This is a genomic window from Granulicella aggregans (assembly GCF_025685565.1).
Classification (GTDB): Bacteria; Acidobacteriota; Terriglobia; order Terriglobales; family Acidobacteriaceae; genus Edaphobacter; species Edaphobacter aggregans_B.
Window position 1 is genome coordinate 255,941 of the sequence record NZ_JAGSYE010000002.1, and the last position, 17,070, is coordinate 273,010.

Annotated in this window: 11 protein-coding genes; 6 read left to right on the forward strand and 5 right to left on the reverse strand. The window is 60.3% G+C overall.

Annotated elements, in window-relative coordinates; translation table 11 throughout:
• Positions 1-52: 52 nt before the first annotated feature.
• Positions 53-2,203, reverse strand: a complete 2,151-nt coding sequence (locus tag OHL18_RS10590) for a carboxypeptidase-like regulatory domain-containing protein (RefSeq protein ID WP_263374825.1) — start codon at positions 2,201-2,203, stop codon at positions 53-55.
• A 120-nt stretch (positions 2,204-2,323) separates the two neighbouring features.
• Here OHL18_RS10590 and OHL18_RS10595 point away from each other — a divergent pair, with 120 nt between their 5' ends.
• The gene (locus OHL18_RS10595; protein WP_263374826.1) at positions 2,324-2,875 is read left to right on the forward strand and encodes a hypothetical protein; all 552 of its coding nucleotides are present in this window, start codon (positions 2,324-2,326) and stop codon (positions 2,873-2,875) included.
• 93 nt (positions 2,876-2,968) lie between these two features.
• Here OHL18_RS10595 and OHL18_RS10600 read toward each other — a convergent pair whose 3' ends face one another.
• Complete coding sequence (locus tag OHL18_RS10600) at positions 2,969-5,140, reverse strand: tetratricopeptide repeat protein (protein WP_263374827.1); 2,172 nt, start codon at positions 5,138-5,140, stop codon at positions 2,969-2,971.
• Between the two features lie 78 nt (positions 5,141-5,218).
• Positions 5,219-5,950, reverse strand: a complete 732-nt coding sequence (locus OHL18_RS10605) for a DUF4384 domain-containing protein (RefSeq protein WP_263374828.1) — start codon at positions 5,948-5,950, stop codon at positions 5,219-5,221.
• 291 nt (positions 5,951-6,241) lie between these two features.
• On the opposite strand from OHL18_RS10605, the gene OHL18_RS10610 reads away from it, so the two are divergent.
• The 4 genes from OHL18_RS10610 to OHL18_RS10625 all read left to right on the forward strand — a co-directional run bounded on the left by OHL18_RS10610 (position 6,242) and on the right by OHL18_RS10625 (position 12,864).
• Complete coding sequence (locus tag OHL18_RS10610) at positions 6,242-7,360, forward strand: hypothetical protein (RefSeq protein ID WP_263374829.1); 1,119 nt, start codon at positions 6,242-6,244, stop codon at positions 7,358-7,360.
• Positions 7,357-10,713: an FG-GAP repeat domain-containing protein gene (locus OHL18_RS10615; RefSeq protein ID WP_263374830.1), complete on the forward strand. Its 3,357-nt coding sequence runs from the start codon at positions 7,357-7,359 to the stop codon at positions 10,711-10,713. Before OHL18_RS10610 ends, OHL18_RS10615 begins: the two co-directional genes overlap by 4 nt.
• Positions 10,714-10,733: 20 nt before the next feature.
• On the forward strand, positions 10,734-11,438 hold the full coding sequence (locus tag OHL18_RS10620; RefSeq protein WP_263374831.1) for a hypothetical protein: 705 nt from the start codon (positions 10,734-10,736) through the stop codon (positions 11,436-11,438).
• 97 nt (positions 11,439-11,535) lie between these two features.
• Positions 11,536-12,864, forward strand: a complete 1,329-nt coding sequence (locus OHL18_RS10625) for a glycosyltransferase family 39 protein (RefSeq protein ID WP_263374832.1) — start codon at positions 11,536-11,538, stop codon at positions 12,862-12,864.
• Here the strand turns inward: OHL18_RS10625 and OHL18_RS10630 are convergent.
• Complete coding sequence (locus OHL18_RS10630; RefSeq protein WP_263374833.1) at positions 12,800-13,567, reverse strand: glycosyltransferase family 2 protein; 768 nt, start codon at positions 13,565-13,567, stop codon at positions 12,800-12,802. The genes OHL18_RS10625 and OHL18_RS10630 overlap by 65 nt on opposite strands.
• Before the next feature lie 100 nt (positions 13,568-13,667).
• On the opposite strand from OHL18_RS10630, the gene opgC reads away from it, so the two are divergent.
• A complete protein-coding gene (gene opgC / locus OHL18_RS10635) occupies positions 13,668-14,858 on the forward strand; it encodes an OpgC domain-containing protein (protein ID WP_263374834.1) in 1,191 nt (396 codons plus the stop codon).
• A gap of 48 nt (positions 14,859-14,906) precedes the next feature.
• On the opposite strand, the gene OHL18_RS10640 is transcribed toward opgC, so the two are convergent.
• On the reverse strand, positions 14,907-16,994 hold the full coding sequence (locus OHL18_RS10640; protein WP_263374835.1) for a site-specific recombinase: 2,088 nt from the start codon (positions 16,992-16,994) through the stop codon (positions 14,907-14,909).
• Positions 16,995-17,070: the final 76 nt, after the last annotated feature.

Consider the following 17,070-nt stretch of genomic DNA (forward strand, 5'->3'; position numbering starts at 1 on the left):
CGCTTCCCTCATATCAAACGAACAAGGCAAAACGCACATCGTACGGCCGCACTTAGAACTGAAACTTCACCAACCCGAACACCGAGATCAGCGTCTGGCTCGTATAGATATCCCGCAGCCCTCTCAAGGGCACAAGGTCCGTTGCTCCTGCGTGAATGATCACGTTGTCGTTGAGAAACGGACGGTAGATAAATCCCATCCCCGAGTCCACGCCAATAGTACGGCGAATGCCATTCTGTTGCAGCAGAAATTCCAGAGGCTCCGTGCGGTCAAACTGCATGAAGTTTGTGTTGGCGACAAACTTCAATGTGGGCAGCACGTCGACGTCGACACCCGCGTTGTAAAGAAAGATTCCAGGGTTGACAAAATTCGACTGCCCTTCATCCTTGCTCGATCGCAAGTCGGGAAGAAAGCTGTCGCCCGCATTCAGCGCAACACCTGCGCGCGTCAGCGGCAAACCTTCACGATTGAAGAAGCTGAACTCCCCTCCAGCGAAAGCTACGCCGTCGACGATCGAGCTGAACCCTCGCGCGGTGCTGTCCCTTACCTTGCCATCGCCCGAGGCATACAGGAACGAAGTGCGGAATCGCATGTAGTCTCGATCGACCGAAAGCTCCACCGCCGCTAGCTGGGCGTTGATTCCCGTCTTCTGCGCTGCAATCTGATTGAACGAATCGTTGCCCAGTACCTCGTAGAACGCATGGGTCAGGTTCAGCTTGCCAATGTGTCCATCGCCCGTCCAGCCGAAGTAGTCTGCGTCGATACGATGGGGTGCGATCGTTCCAATCGGCGCAGGCCGCACAATCTGGCCGTTGTCGTTATAGTGCGTCGAGTTGTTGTCGCGTTGGAAGTGATAGCTGAACTGCGTCGTGTATCCCTTCGCAATAAAGTCCTGCATATAAAAATTCGCGACTGCAACCTCACGACCGCGCCGATGGAAGGTATTCAGCCCGCTATTCGTGTTCTTCTCCAGCAGGTCGAACATCGCCACGTTGTATTGAATGCGATTGGACAGTACGTTGCCGAAGATCCTCACACCCGGCTGCTCGTCGGCGAAGATAAACCCTCGGAAGTCGGACACGAAAGACTGAATTCCCACGCGCAAGTTCAGGAAGTCGTAGTTCGGCCCAACGTCGAAGACCTTCACCTCGCCGAAGGCCTCCTGCAGCGACTCCGCCGTGTCGAAGTGAGTCGTACCGTTCGTCACCAGAGGACTGAAGACCTGGTTCTCCCGCGCCACCCGGTAGTTGAGGTTCACCGCCGGAGTCACCCGGATCCGCCAGTCGACGGGCCGGAACGCCGAGGTGTCGCCGTGGAAGAGATCGAGGCTGAAACGGAACGTCTGTGCGAGAAAAAACTGCCCTCCGTTGCCGAAAAAGTCAGGCTCGTTCGGGTTTGCAGTGGACTGCCCCGCCGGCGTCGGCAGCCGCTTGCCCTCGAGCGCCGTGATGCTATCCGCAGTCAAGCTGAAGAACGTCTTGCCAAACAGAGGCTTGTCCGCCTTCAATCGGTTGCGGTTGAACGGATCGTACCAATGGCCCAGAACAAAAGGCGTCTCATCGCCAAGATTGTAGCGATGATAGTTTGGCATCGACGTGTTCCAGCGATCCGGCCTCGGCTGGAAGTAAGCCGCATCGGGAAGGATGTTCTCGAGCGGCGCCGCAACCACCGCGCCATCGGAGTCTGGTCTGCGGTTCAGTTCCCTGTAACTCGCATCGCCCAACACTTCCCCTGGAGTCTGCGGCAGGGCAAAGGCCGTGCTCCTGTCCGCTACCGTCAGGTGGACTTCGATCGAGAGCACCTCGCCCGCGTGGATCTCAACACCCTGCCTGCGCATAGCCGCACCCCCGCGCGGCGTGAAAACCAGCTCGTAACTTCCGGGAGGTATACGGAGCGCACGGAAGATACCATCACCGGATGTAGAGACCGGCACCTGGATTCCCGAAAGCCTGACCTCGACCCCCGCCAGCGGTCTGCCTGCCTGGTCCATCACCATTCCCTGCAGGGCTCCGACTCGCGAGACCGGCTGCTGCGGAACTCTCTGCTGCACGGCCTGCGACCGCTGCGACTCAACCTGTGGAGCAGCGGGTTCAGCCGTCTGAGCATGCGCAAACACCGGCCACGCCATAGCCGGCAGCAGTAGAGCGCACATCAGGGTTGGCCATGGGGCCAGCCATCCAGGCATCGTTCCTGTCGATCGCATCTTTCTCTCTGGAATAGTTCGCACCCAGCCTAACGGCACTCTCGTCACACCGCAACCACAATCCGCATCCCGCCTGCTACACTCCCGTCTATGTCTGCCGCAGCCAGCTCTGAAGAACCGGTGGTCCATCAAGCCGAAGATTTTTGCAACCGGATCCACTTCCTCTACCAGATCATCGAAGACACGCAGGAGACGGTCCGTTTCCTCGATACCAAGGCCGGCTTCTGCGTCACATTGCTCTCCGGAATGGCCGCCGTCAGTATTCAGCATCCCGGCTCCAGACCAGCAGTCCACCTCTTGCTCTTCGCTCTGTTCATGGCCGTCGAGGTCTGTTCCATCCTGGTCTGCCTGCGCGTCATCTTCCCTACCGTCAAACCTCACATCAATAACGGAGCGCCCGCGAAGCCCCGCTTTTATATCGCGCACAACAAGGCCCATCACTGGGTGAAGCACACCATTGCCAACCCCAGCGACAACATCTTGTCAGAATCCAAGATCACTTACTTTGAATCGCTCAAAAAGGCAACCGACGAAGATCTTATGTCCAGCCTCGCCGATACCGTCCTCACCCTTGCCTTCGTCCGCCAGATCAAGAGCGATCGCCTCCACGCGGCCATGTTCTGCCTTATCGCGTCGGTCTTTCTCTTCGCCGCGATCATGCTCTTCAGTTAGTGCACTGGGATTGTCTTCCGTTACGTCACGAATACACGGGTGCCCCATCCATGCGGCCTTATCGCATGGGTGGATGTAAGCCGCTCACAACGCTTACTGCACTTGGGCCAATACGCTGTCGATGTTCTTCACATACTTCCGCGCCCTGTCGGCCTCGATCGCATCAGGGTTCGATTGAATCGACGCGGAAAAGTGCAGCTTCGCTGCCGCCAGCAGCCCAAGCTGGTTCTGCTGATTGAACTTCTCCGAGTACAAAACCCCCAGCCGATAGTTCACGCCCAGATCGTTCGGAAGATACGTCAGCGCCTTCTGACAGTACGTAATCGCCTGGTCGAACTGCTTCTGCGCGTAAGAAGTGTTGCACAACCCGAAGTAAGCCTCACCGCGAAGCTCCTTCCAGATGTCACCCTGCGTCGCCCGCGACTTCTTGCCCATCCCGAGCAGGTATCCCGCAAGATAGTAGTTCAACTGCCCCGCCATGCCTGTATCAAAGTTCGAAAGCGCGAGGTACGTGTTGTACTCGCGCTCGGCATCCGCAGGCTGCTTCAACATCCGCATACACTCAGCCAGCCAGAAGTGTGCCTCCGCATTCTTCGGCGTCAGCCGGATCGCATTCTCCGCCGCTGTCTTGCCATCGGCGAAGTCGTCCTTGCGCGCATACGCCTGCGAAAGCAGATACCAGGCCCACCCCCGGTTCGGCTCTCTTCGCGTCACCACATCAAGCTGACGTACAGCTTCATCCAGATTGCCGCTGTCCAACAGCACTGCGGCGTAGCTCGACCGCGCCTCCTGATAGTCCGGATCGAGATCGACCGCAGCCTTCAACGAGACGACCGCCTTGTCGTTCTCATAAAGCGCGCTCTGCGCCCGTCCCAGATACACCATTGCCGCGCTGAACTTCGGGTCAAGCGCGATCGCCGCATTGAAGTGCTCGATCGCCTTCTTGTAGTTCGCCTCGTACCCCTTGTTGTAGAACTCGATCCCCTTGTCGAACTCCTCCGTCGCCGCATGGTTCGGCCGTCGCGCAATCAGTATCCGCAGGCTCACGGTAGAGTCCTGCCCCGGATACACCTGCTCCTCACGAGGGCCATCCGGCTCGTAACCCAGATGCACTCCCTTGATCGTGTGTGATCCCGGCGAGATACCCGGCAGCCTCAGCGCAGCGCCCTTGTTCACAACGCCCGCGCTCTTGCCATCGACCCACACCTCAACCCCATCCATGTTCGTCTCAATAATCAAGTTGCCGAACTGCGGCGCAGGCAGGTTCGCTCCCTTTACCCGTGAAGGGTTATAGGCCAACACCATGTTGCGATCAAAGCTGCCACGCTCGCTCGTCGGATTCTGCCTGCCCTCGGTCGCCAGCCTCACGTTAGTATGCACGTACTCCGCGAGTTCATCCGCATCGACCACGCCGTCGCCGTTGGTGTCCGCCTCGCCCTCAATTCCCTTGATGACGTAGTACGTAAAGATCCCGTGCCCGCCGCCCCAGCGATCGCTCTCGAAGCTCTGTTCGCGGTCGCGGCTCGCCGTCAGCGAGAACAACGACTTCTGTAGATCAAGCAGCGTCTGCGTCACCTGCTGCCGGTCAGCCTCAGGCGTGATCGCGCCGGAATGACACGCGTCCGTGATCAGCACCTTCCACTTGCCCCTGATCTTGCCGCCGATCTCCGACCCCAGCCCATCCATCGGATATGCCGTTGTCGTGATGTTGTGCAGATCGACGTCGTACGTCGCCAACCATCCCTTGCCGCCCGAAACAAATCCGTGCCCCGCGAAGTAGATCAGCACGCGGTCGTTGTCCTGCGTCACCGAAGGCAGCCACACCTCAAGCTCATGCCGGATGTTCGCAATCGTCGCCCGCTCGTTGATGAGCTTGTGGACATTTTCCGGAGGAAACTGGCCGCCCTCAGGACTGATCAGCGCAGCATAGATATCCTCAGCATCGCGATTCGGAAACTCCAACTGCGCAGTAGCCGGCAGGTTCTTATAGGCCGAGATTCCGATCACCAGCGCATAGCTGCGTGGAATCGTCACCGTAACCGTCGACTTCTGCTGCACCGCCTTCAAGTCGCGTGACTCCGTCGTCGCTGGAGGAGCGGAAGGAGCAGCCTGCGTCGGAGGCTGCGCCGCGGGATCAGCCGACGGTGCCGTCTGGCTATGAGCCGAAATCCCCAACGCACCAAATAACGCCGCGAACGCCAATCCCGCCAATCCACGAATGCACTCACTCGCCCATCTTCTGCGTTCACCGCCAAACCTTCCCATACCTATACCCTCAACCCAAACCGACCTAGCGACAACGGACAAGAACGGACAACGGTCTACTTACAACGGACAACGCCTCTACAAATGAGCCAGCCGGAATGTATACAACATCGGCGCGGCGCTCTCACCCGTTACTCCCACGGTCCCGTTGCTCTTATTGGTAAACGTAATATCACGCGACGCGCTCCCCGCCAGGGGGGCCAATGGAGCCGGAAGCGCCTGGCCCGGCGCGACCGCAGCCGGCCCGGCACTATCGTCCGTGCAGTCTCCCCGCGAGCGGAAGATCTCGTCATTACACCGCGGCTTCAGCGAACTCACCGGTCCCGGCGCGGCGAAGCTCGAGAGCACCGGCGGAGTCAACGCAGTCGGGCTCAGCAGGAAGTACAGCACATCAAATCCAGCGGGCCCGCCCACCTCAAACCAGCCGTCTTCAACCGCCGGCACCAGATACTGCTTCGCCCGCTGTACCCGGTTGTCGCTGCCCGTCTGCATTGCAGGGAACACGGTCGCAAACTTACCCGAACTTCCCTGGTCCATTACATACAGAAAGCCGTCGTAGTGGCTTACCAACTTCAGCCGGATGATATCGCCCGTCGCGAAGACATGGCCCGCGGCCATCGCCTCCACCTTGCCATCTTTCTTCCGCTCCAGCGTAATGTCCACAACCATCGCGGAACTTGAGCTGCCGGGAGACACCGCGGCCTGGCTGCCAGCAGGGTTCACCACTTCGTCCGGCGCAGCCTTCGCCTCAGACTGCGCCACCGGAAGAGCAAGTACCAACAAGACCGAAATCAATACAAAACGGACCACAGCTTCTCTCCCTTAATCGCTTCCACTACTAAGGCCCGGTAAATCCACAATGCGGCTGGTACCTTTGCTACTATCCGGCTGCCACGCATTCTACTCGTATCTACGTGACATCGCCCCATCCGGTTTGCTCCGGCCACCGTACCTCCCACAATCGGGTAATTGACCTCTGTAACGATTTGCCACATCAAGCCACTCTTTATTGCTTGCTCTTGCCCCTCAGACACGGTATCTTGCAGCGGTATATTCCCCAAGGTATTCATCCGTCCTCAACTTGCTCGCGCAAGGAGAACTATGCAATCTCAGGTCGCGCTTCTCTCAGAAAAGACATCTCCGGCCCGCGTTGATGCGGTCTCCCGTATCGCCGTCGCTGCTGCACTTTCGCTCACCTGCGCTCTCTCCGCCACGTTCGGTTGCGGTAGCGGAACCGTCCAGTCGATCGGCTCAGGCTCGCAGAGCAGCGCGGTGCCCACCGCCTCCGCGCAGGGACCGCAACTCGGCTACCTCTGGCTCGACTCAGACCGCACCCTCCGTCCCATTCTGGGCGTAGCAGGAGCCTCGCAGATTGGCCAGAGCCTCGTTCCCGCAGGCGCCTACGTCGGTGCCGCGAGCCATGCCGCTGCGAATATCGCCATTCTGCAGGACACAGACGGCAGCTTCGACCTGATGCGGCTTCCCTCCGGGTTACCAGCTTCGCTCTCGGTCAAGCTCCCCACGGGCGCGGCTGTCAGGATATCCCCGTCAGCAGCGAGTGCGCTCCTTTACACTCCCGGCACAAACTCGGCGACACTGATCACCAACCTGCTGTCTACACCGCAGGCGCAGACCGTAAAACTCTCCGCTTCCATCGTGGATTCAGCCGTAAGCGACACTGGGACGATCGCTGCGGAGTACACCCAGGGTTCCTCGATCGCCCTGGCGGTCACCTCGACGTCCGGCCGGTCCGTTCCACTCGCCAATCTTGGCGCGGCCGGGGGCCTGAGCTTCCTTCCCGGTCACGACGACCTGCTCTTCGCCGATGGCGCCGCAAACAGCGCCACCCTTGTTCGGTCGGCAACCTCGGCCCCTGCATCCTCACTGGTTCAAACCGGGTCTCTTCTTAAGTCTCCCTCCGCTCTCGGGGTCTCGGGCAGCGGCCGCTGGGCCCTCGTCGTCAACAACGCCGCGAACAGCGCAACTCAGACGCTCGTCCGGATCGATCTCAACACTTTGACCACCGTTTCGGTGTCATGTTCCTGCAAACCCACTGAAGCGGCGGTCCTGACCGACGAAGGCGCATTCCGCGTCACGAACGTAAAGTCAGGTGCGAATTGGATTGTCGATGCCTCTTCAAGTTCACCTCGTACGCTGTTCATTCCCGCTCTGCCTCAGACCGCCAACACATCCCTGGTAGCCGCAAATATTGCGCCATGAGATGCGGGCTGCGCAGGCTGGGCCTCTCGCTGGTTGCGGCCTGCCTGGCTCCGGTCTGCTCCGCGCAGATCGCAAGCTATTCGATTACGCCTGACCTGACCTCGCTTCCTGCTGGCTCCTACGGCGCTACAATCCACGCAACCGTCGAGAATCTGCCACAGGGATCATCTTTCAACGTCTGTTTCTACACCGGTTTCGGAGACATGGCTCCCATCGTGCCAGACTCGTTGCTCAACCTCAGCAACTCGGCCTCCGTCACCTTCCCCGTCGACCCATCCTCCATCCAGGATGTGCCCCCCGCTTCGTTCAGTGCGGGTATCTTCCCCGCGCTCCTCTACACCGTCGATCCATCGGCCACCTCATGCACGGGCTCAAGTCAGGCGCAGGGAAACGCCGCCACCATATCGCTTCTCTTTCCCACCCTGACATCCCTGAGCCTTACCTCAACGCCGCATCTCAATCCCAAGCTCACCAGCCTGGTCCCGTCGAATCTTTCGCTCACCGGCATGAACTTTCTCGGCGGCACATCTCCCAGTTCAGTGACCTTTACCTCCACAACTTCTGTCTCCGGCCAGGTCAGCTTCATCTCACCGACCACGCTCGTGAGCACGATCCCCACCACACTTCCGCTCAACGCAAGTTCAGTCAACGTCCAGGTCTGCAACACCGCCGTCTACAGCTATTGCAGCGGGACCAGGAAGCTCGGACTCACCTCCATCCCGACGACGCCTGGAGTCGTGGTCGCCAACCCGGCTTCAGCACTGCCTTCGCAGCTGGTGACAGTCAGCGCGACTTTCGGGTCGGCCACCCCTACAATCGCCGGCGCTCCCGGGGGCAACGTCGACTTTCACTACGCCAGCACAGAACTCGGCGGAGCTCCGCTCATCCTCGACAAGACCGGCGTCTTCGTCGCGGCTCCCATCACTTCCTTCCAGGCAACGCACTCCGTTGACTCACCCATCGTCGCCGACTTCAATCAGGACGGCATTCCCGACGTTCTGCTCGTCGAATCGTCCTCGTCCACACTTCACCTCCTGCTTGGAACCACCCCCAGCGGCAGCTTTGCCGCAGACCGCCCACTTGCTCTTCAAATAAACGGCTCCCACTTTGTCGTGCAATCTGCGGCAGTCGCGGACTTCAACCACGATGGCTTCCCCGACATCGCCATCCTTGGACAAACAGCAGACTCTGGTGGCCAGCCAAACTCCCTCTATGTGCTGCTCAATGACGGGAGTGGCAACTTCCTGGCTCCCACTCTTGCATTGGCCTCCGCCTATGGATCCAGCATCGTTGCAGGCGACTTCGATCATGACGGCAAGCAGGACATCCTTCTTACTGGGGCGTTGTCCAATACAACGGGCTTCGAAGTACTTCTCGGGGACGGCATCGGCGGATTCACCGCCGGCCCCGTCTCCTCGGGCCTGAATACCGCGCCCAGCGCCAGCTTCGGCGGCTACAAGGTCCTTGCGGCGGACTTCAACAGCGACGACCATCCCGACATCGCCATCCTCAACGGTGCGAGCGGAGACGGCACCCAGATCGCGAAGTCCATTAATATCTTCCAGAACGACGGCTACGGCAGCTTCACCCAGAAAGCGACCATCGCCACAGACGGCACCGCGACCTCCACCTTTCTCGCGGCCCCGCTCGCCTACGGCCAGCCTCCGGCAATTCTCCTCGTATCGCCTTCAACCGCAGCCATCTCCGTCGTCCCAAATCAGAGCACGACCACGATTTCCTTCTCCAGCTCGCCTATCGTCACCAGCGTCCCTGGTCTGAAGCAGAGCGTCAGCGGCGACTTCAACGGCGACAACCTGCTCGATTTGGTCGTCGACGACGGAGCCACCGTCCATCTCCTCAGCGGAGACGGCAAGGGCGGGTTCACCGCAGACTACCCCGGCATCTCCACCACTTCGATCATCGGCACAACGCTCCTCGCTGCCTCAGACGAGAACGTCGACACCTTCGCAGACCTGCTCGCTCTTACCGCCTCTACTCCTTCCTCAATCGGGACTATCTCGTATCAACTCCGCGACTACATCACCGCCGGGACAGCAACCGCCACCCTCGCCGCAGCTACCTTCCCCGCAGGTCTCCACATCATCCAGGCGCGTACGCCCGGCACCTTCAACATCGAGTGCGGCAGTGTCACCGGCAACCTCACCATCGTCAAGCTAACGCCCGTCATCACCTGGACCACTCCCGCCCCGATCGTCGCAGGGACTGCTCTCTCCTCGACCCAACTGAACGCGGCCTTTACGGGTAGCGATGGCAACCCTCTTGCTGGCACACCGATCTACAACCCGGTCGCCGGAACGCTCCTTACTCCCGGCATCCACACGCTGACCGTCACGTTCACGCCGGCAGACTCGATTGACTACGTTACCGTCTCAGCCAGCGTGACGATCCAGGTCGTCGCCTTCTCCCTGAACAGCCTCTCAAGCAACACGGCTTTACTCGGCGATCCCGCCAAGACCATCACCCTCACCGGCAGCGGCTTCCTTCCAACCGCAGTAGTCCAGATGGATGGCTCCGCAGTCGCGACGTCTTATATCAACGGCACAACCCTCACGGCCGTCATCCCTGCCAAGGACTTCCTCACCGTCCATACGATTCAAGTCGCTGTCTTCGATGCCTCTCTGGGCCTCACCACAACCTCGCTCGGCATCAACGTCACCGCACCCGCCGCGGCAGTCGACTTCAGTGGTCCCACCTCCATCGCGCCCGGGTCACAGATAACCCTGAACTTCAAGCTCACCAGCGCCTACCCCGTAGACGTCACGGCAACCTTCACTGTCGCCTTCACCCCGGCGACGGGGCTTCCTGACGACCCCTCTGTCCAGTTCGCCAGCGGCGGCCGCACCTTCACCGCTGATATACCTGCCGGCACAACCTCGCTCGCGCCCATTGAGATTCAGTCCGGAACCGTTGCAGGCACACTCACCGTCTCTACAAAACTCATGGCCGGCGGCGTGGACATCACTCCCGCCTCTGTCCAGCCTCTGATTATTGAGGCTGGGATCTCCGCGCCCGGTATCGTCTCGGTCAAGTTCTCCGGTAACGGAAACATGCTCACCGTCACTGTAAGAGGCTTCTCCAATACACGCGAGATCACCGGCGCGAAGTTTCACTTCAAGCCGGTCGGAGGAGCAAGCATCAAGACTCAGGACGTGACCATCGATGCCCAGGCGCTCTACGCATCCTGGTACAGCTCTGAAGCTTCACTTCAGTACGGTTCCACCTGCACTTATACCCAGGTATTTAATCTCAGCTCCGACGCCAACGTCGTCGGCCAGGTGTCAGTCATCCTGACCAACACTCAGGGGAACTCACCGGAAGTGAACTCTCAATGACCTTTAAAGCGATAAAAAAAATGACAAATAGAATCTCTCCTACCTACCTCATCGGTTACGTCCGGCAACTTCTCGCCCTCGCTCTGATCTTCGCCATCGGTCCCGCGCCGGCCCTCTTCGCCCAAGCCTCGACCGTCGGCCAGTCTGTCGCGGCGACGCCCATGTCGCTGCACATCACCATCCTCGACGGAGAGGACGCGCTCAACAGCATCCGCGAGCGCACCGCCCGCGAGCCGATCGTCCAGGTAGAGGATGAGAACCACAAGCCCGTCGCAGGAGCTCTCCTTCTGTTTACCATCAACGGCGGTCCAGAAGGAGCCAGCGGGTCCTTCTCAGGAATCAGCAGCACGCTCTCTGTCACCACCGGCCCCGACGGCCGCGGCGTTGCTCACGGCCTGCTGCCCAACAAAACCCCCGGCAAATACACCATCACAGTCTCCGCCACGCTCGGCACCCTCGTTGCAACCGCTATCATCCATCAAAGCAACGTCGCTGGTGCCGCGCCCGGGGGATCATCGTCGTCTTCTGCTGCCTCACCGGAGCAACCCAATCCAAACTCGGGTTCGATCGGAACGAAGACACCCAGCCGCCTCGCCAGAATTCCCAAGAAATACTGGGCAATCGGCGGCGGTGTCATCGTTGTTGGCACCGTCCTCGGCGTGACGCTGACACGCGGCAATGGTGCCACCACGATCACCCCGGGCAATGGCACCGTAGGTCCGTAACTCCACCCCACCGTTCGCAGCAAAGAGGCTCCCGCATTTAGCAGGAGCCTCTTCGTCTTAGGCCACCACCGCAACTGCGAACTACAATCGATCCAGAATGTTCTCCCGCCTGAAGTCCTTCTTTATCTGCGCCGGAATCGGATTCCGCGCTCCGCTCCGCATCTTCTGGGTCGGCCTCGCCGTTCGCCTTCTGTATATCACCGTCGCCCACACCTACCGCATACGGCTTCTTCTGGACCACTTCCAGTTCGGCTGGGAGGCAGGCCGAATAGCTCGTGCCCTGGTCACCGGCTATGGCTACGCCGATCCCTTCCTCGGCCACACCGGTCCCACCACCTGGATTCCACCGCTTTTTCCGCTCCTCATCGCCGCCGTCTTCAAGCTCTTCGGCATCTACTCGCCGCTCTCCGCCTGGGTGGTCTTTGCCATCGACAGCGTCTTCTCCGCCGCCACCGCGCTGGCCGTCTACGAGATCGCTGTCCGCTGCTACAACCGCCGGATCGCCCTCTGGGCAGCCTGGCTCTGGGCCCTCTATCCAGCCGCCATGCAGTACGCCGTCCACTGGGTGTGGGACATGTCCCTCACCACCTTCCTCTTCTCATGGACGCTCGTCATCGCTCTTCGCGTCCGCGGCATCGGCGAACCAGACCGGCCATCCAACCCGCAGACAGCGTCCCGATGGGCGGCCTTCGGCCTCCTCTGGGGACTCATCGCCCTCACCAATCCCTCACTACTGATCGTGCTTCCCGCCTGCGGCCTCTGGATGCTCTGGGGTATGCGCGCCAACATCAACTCCGCGACAGCCGCAGCCTCAAAAGCTCTCCTCGCCGGAGTCATCTTCACCCTCTGCCTGACACCGTGGGTCTACCGCAACTTCCGCACATTCCACGCCTTCATCCCCACCCGCGGGAACCTCGGCGCAGAGCTCTACCAATCAACCCTCCAAGAGAACGACGGCTTCCCCTGGGGCACCACCGTCCCCTTGGCTGAGACTCACCCCGAATACATCCGTTACAAGACTCTTGGCGAGCTCGCCTACATGAAGGAGAAGACCGCCGCCGCCAAAGCCAACATGCGCCAGCATCCGGAACGCATCGCCATGTGGACCGTCAAGCGCATCTATTTCTTTTGGGCCAGCGTTCCCCACCCCTTCGAAAAATCCCCATTCCTCGAATACGCCCGCGAGATCAACTTCGGCTTCCTCAGTGTCACCGGAATCCTCGGACTCTTACTCTCGCTCAAGCGCCGAATCGCCGGCACCTGGCTCTTCGCTGCGATCTTTCTGATCCAGCCGATCATCTACTACGCCGTCACCGTCCAGGCCCGCTTCCGGCATCCGCTGGAACCGCTCATCGCCATCTTCACGGTCTTTCTCTTCCAGTCCGCCCAGCCTCGAGCGCCCAGAGCTTTGCGTACTTCGAGCTGACATAGAACGCGTGATACAGGTTCAGCAGGACCCCCTCCCGCCCATCAAGAAACCCTAGCCGAAATCCATAGTTATAAATGAACGTAAGCACCGGGCGAAGCAACACATCGGAGATAAATCCCGCCCTACGCCCGCTCTTCGCAGCCTCGCCCGCCCCCAGCGAGCTATACCGGTTCATATGCTCGAAGTAACTCTCCAGCGTTGGATAAGCGTTGTGCAGCAGATTTCCGCGAAGCCTCTTCGTCGGCCCGGTAAACTTCATGCTCTCGTGTACCGCGCGCTCCTCGAACCACACCGTCCCCTTACGAAACAGCCGCAGCTTCGCGTCGGGATAGAACCCAGCATGACGAATCCACCGCCCAAGAAAGTAGTTCTTGCGATTCGCATAGAACGCATCGCAGCCACCCTGCCCGTGGACCACCCGTTCAATCTCCCGCCGTAGCTCCTCATCCACCACCTCATCCGCATCAAGCGACAGCACCCATTCCCCGCCGCACTGCGAGATAGCAAAGTTCTTCTGCGCCCCAAACCCCAGCCACTCTTTCTGAATTACCCGCGCCCCCGCTTCGCGCGCGATCTCCACCGACCCATCCGTCGATCCCGAATCGACCACAACAATCTCATCCGCCCACTGCACGCTCGCAAGCGTCGCGGGCAGATTCGCCGCTTCGTCCTTCACAATCATCGCAACAGAAAGCCTCACCCTGCCCTCATTGTTCTCGTCCAAAACTCATCGCTCCAGTCTTCCATTCGACGGTAACAGCATCGGGCAATTCCACACAGAATGGCATCCTATAGCCAGGATGCAGCGGCCATCACTCAAGGCACTCGCCAGTCTCCCCAAGCTCGAGCGCAGACCCGAGATCGATGCCCTGCGCGGCCTCTTCCTCGTCTGGATGACGCTCACCCATCTGCCCACGCACTTCAGCGACTTCGTCAACCAGCCCTTTGGCTTCGTCTCTTCCGCGGAGGGCTTCGTCTTCCTCTCCGCCCTGCTCGTCGCCCGCCTCTACATCCGCAAGGCAGCCGAAGATGAAGCCGCCCTCCGCGCCAAGCTCTGGAAGCGCGCCCTGAAGATCTACGGCTATCACGTCATTCTCTTGGCGCTAGCCTTCACGATCGCAGCGGCCTTCGCAGTCACGACGCACCGCGCCGCGCTCAGCAATCTGCTCGACTTCTACCTCGCCCACCCTGTCACGGCGATCATCGGCTCGCTCCTGCTTATCTACTGCCCGCCCCTGCTCGACATCCTCCCAATGTACGTCATCTTCCTTCTGCTCTCACCGTATGTGCTCGCCTTCGCGGCACGCCGCGGTTGGAAGCCCCTGCTAGCCCTCAGCACCTTCGTCTGGCTGCTCGCGCAGTTCGGTCTTCGCACCTGGGTGCACGACCTCGTTGTCCGTATTACTCACCTGCATATTCCGCTACAGGAGACCGGAGCCTTCAACCTTTTCGCATGGCAACTGATCTGGCTTCTTGGCATGTGGATCGGCGCGCGCTCCGCCGATCCACCACCCAATGGCGGACTTCCTTTCCGGCATCTCCCTGGGTACGCCTACCCCATCGCCGCCGCGATCTGCGTCTTCTTTCTAGGCGTTCGCCACAACTGGCTGGGTCCTCACCTTACCCAGGAAGCCCTCGGAGTTCACTTAGACAAATGGCAGCTCGCCGCGCCCAGAATGCTGAACCTTATCGCCTTTTCCATCCTCATCTACTGGTTCCGTAAACCGGTGAAGCGCATCGTCCTCATCGAACCCTTTCTCACCCTCGGCAAAGCTTCGCTCGAAGTCTTCTGCGCCCACATCGTCTTCGTCTTCATCGCCCTGGCCCTGCTCTACGGAGAGTTCACCCAACTCCGCGGCATATACGCCGCAGCAACCCTTGTCCTTACCTTCACCGGACTCATCCTCATCGCGATCCGCGAAGTCCGCATCAAGCGCAAGGAAGCCTTTGCCGCGAAGCAGCTTGCGCCCCTTAAAAATCAGACACCTTGATTACTTGCCCTTCCCGGAGGGGATCAGCGTCTCATCCCGCACTTGCCGTCAGTGCTCCACAGCCACAGTCTCCGCTTCTGCCTCTTCCTTCGCTCCAGGCGCTATCGAAAGAACCCCTTCCCGCACCGGAAAAACGAACGACAGCGGAGCATCCAATACCTCACGCGCCAGGAACTTTACAATCTGCCACTGTTCCTCGCGCGGAACCTCATAGGCGCGGAGAGCCACCAGCGAAGCAATGGAGAAGCTCACGCCTAGATTCAGCACAAACGTGATTCCAATCCCCGCGATCGCATACCAGAGCCACCCGTGCCCAAACGAGCTCGTCCCAAACCGAGCCGCCGCCAGCGCCAGCGTTCCAGTGCTCAGTGTCACGTGCCGCACATCGAGCGGAATTCCAAAGAACCTCGCCACCACCGGCGAGAACCCCAGCAGGTATCCCAGCACGATACTCGTGCTCCAACTCGCCAGGTTACGCTCCAGCCAGTCTGCCGCCAGCTTCATCTTCCGCGTACCAAACCGCTGCCCCAACGGATGTTGCGCCACTGCCTCCGGCACCCGGTGATAAACGGCAAAGTTCTCGAACCATCCGCCGATCACCGCCGCCAGCCAAAGTAGAACTCCGGTAAACGCAGCGAAGATCGCCGTCCCCGAGGTAAACGGATGCAGCGTGGACGTCACATGACGCGCGCTCTCCTCCGCCAGATAGTGCGTTTGAAACATCCAGCCCCAAAGCCTCTCAAACGCCACTGCCCCAATACACACCGCGATCACATTCGAAAACGCCGCCGCAAGCTGCGTCCTTGAGATGTCCGCCGCAAACTCCGAGATCTTGCTCCAACGCGCCACGCCGCGATTCTCGCGAATGATCCCCGCCAGCGTCGCCGCCGTCATCGAAGGCTGTTTCGTCGCCAGCGCAAATCCGAAGATCTGCAGCAGGATGAAACTCACCGCGTAGTCGGTCCCTATCAGAAACCCTTCGACAAACGGCGGAAAGTGACTGTCGATCAGCCTCATCTTGATCGCCGCAGTGAATACCGTCAGCAACCCACCGCCCGCAGCAGCGCGCCACATCCGCCAGTAAGCCCGGTTGGAGTGCGCAATGTAGTGCTCGCCGCCCTGCCCCGTCCGCTCCACCGTCTTGCGCGCCAGCAGGTTCACGCTCTGCCCCAGCAGCAGCCGTATCCGCATGTCCTCCAGCCGCCCGCGGACCAGCGTGTTCATCAGCTCGCGCAGGGGTGAATGTACCCGTTGGCTACCGCCCGTATAGACTGCCCCCAGCATGTCCATCCGCACCAGGCTGCCTTCGATGCTGCGCAGGTCATAGACCAGCGCCGAGCTCACGCCAGCTTCTTCCATGTGCAGGTGAATTTGATCCAGCTCTGCGATACAGGCCGCCACCGCGCGTTGCCACATCCCAAACTCTTCCCGCCGTTCGAACATCCCAGCGGCGTGCATCATCCGTTCCGTCGCGAAGATCAACCGGTAGAACGGCGACTCCTCCACGTGCCGCGTGCTGCCACGTTGCCGAATCGCCGCCGTCGCTCCGCGTCCGGCAACCCGGGTCGCCAGCAGGCACATTGCCTGTCGCAGATCTTCCTCCAGGTGCATCACTGCTGCCGGCGAGAGCGCCAGCAGCCGCACCAGCCGCTCAAAGACAAATCCCTGGGCCCCGAGAAACCGCTCCACCGCGTCCGGCGTCGAGAAGACCTCGGCAAAGATCCGTCCCGCATCGGACTCCTCTCGCGCCGATGGCAGCAGCCGTTGAAATACCCGCCCGATAAGCTCCCGTATCAGCGCATGATGAGCCGGCAGCCCAGCTTCGGCAAAAAGGGTCACCGAGTCCAGTTCCAGCAGCATCGCATTCCAGTTCTTGTTGAATGCGGCGCTCAGTTCGCGGTCCTGCTCCATCATCCGGATCCAGCGCAGCAGCCGGACCACGAACGCCCTATCCCGCGTCGTATCCCAGATATACGCAAACAGACCCGTCGCACGCCGGGTTCTGCCCTGCGCGGTATCCGCCTCGCAGAAGGCCTGCGTCAGGCTGTACAGCTCGTCATGCGCGCGCACGAACGTCGGCCCCTTCTTCCAGCGCCGACCACGCAGCAGCTTGCGCACTGTCCGAATCAGACTCATCCACCAACCTTAGGGAAATTTCGCCAACAGCGTTCCACAGCCACGCTGGAGACAATGCTTCGTGAGCGTTACGTTC

Coding starts and splice junctions, on each gene's coding strand:
- OHL18_RS10590 (WP_263374825.1), bottom strand. CDS start 2,203: ATGCGATCGACAGGAACGATGCCTGGATGGCTGGCCCCATGGCCAACC.
- OHL18_RS10600 (WP_263374827.1), bottom strand. CDS start 5,140: ATGGGAAGGTTTGGCGGTGAACGCAGAAGATGGGCGAGTGAGTGCATT.
- OHL18_RS10610 (WP_263374829.1), top strand. CDS start 6,242: ATGCAATCTCAGGTCGCGCTTCTCTCAGAAAAGACATCTCCGGCCCGC.
- OHL18_RS10615 (WP_263374830.1), top strand. CDS start 7,357: ATGAGATGCGGGCTGCGCAGGCTGGGCCTCTCGCTGGTTGCGGCCTGC.
- OHL18_RS10620 (WP_263374831.1), top strand. CDS start 10,734: ATGACAAATAGAATCTCTCCTACCTACCTCATCGGTTACGTCCGGCAA.
- OHL18_RS10625 (WP_263374832.1), top strand. CDS start 11,536: ATGTTCTCCCGCCTGAAGTCCTTCTTTATCTGCGCCGGAATCGGATTC.
- opgC (WP_263374834.1), top strand. CDS start 13,668: ATGCAGCGGCCATCACTCAAGGCACTCGCCAGTCTCCCCAAGCTCGAG.
- OHL18_RS10640 (WP_263374835.1), bottom strand. CDS start 16,994: ATGAGTCTGATTCGGACAGTGCGCAAGCTGCTGCGTGGTCGGCGCTGG.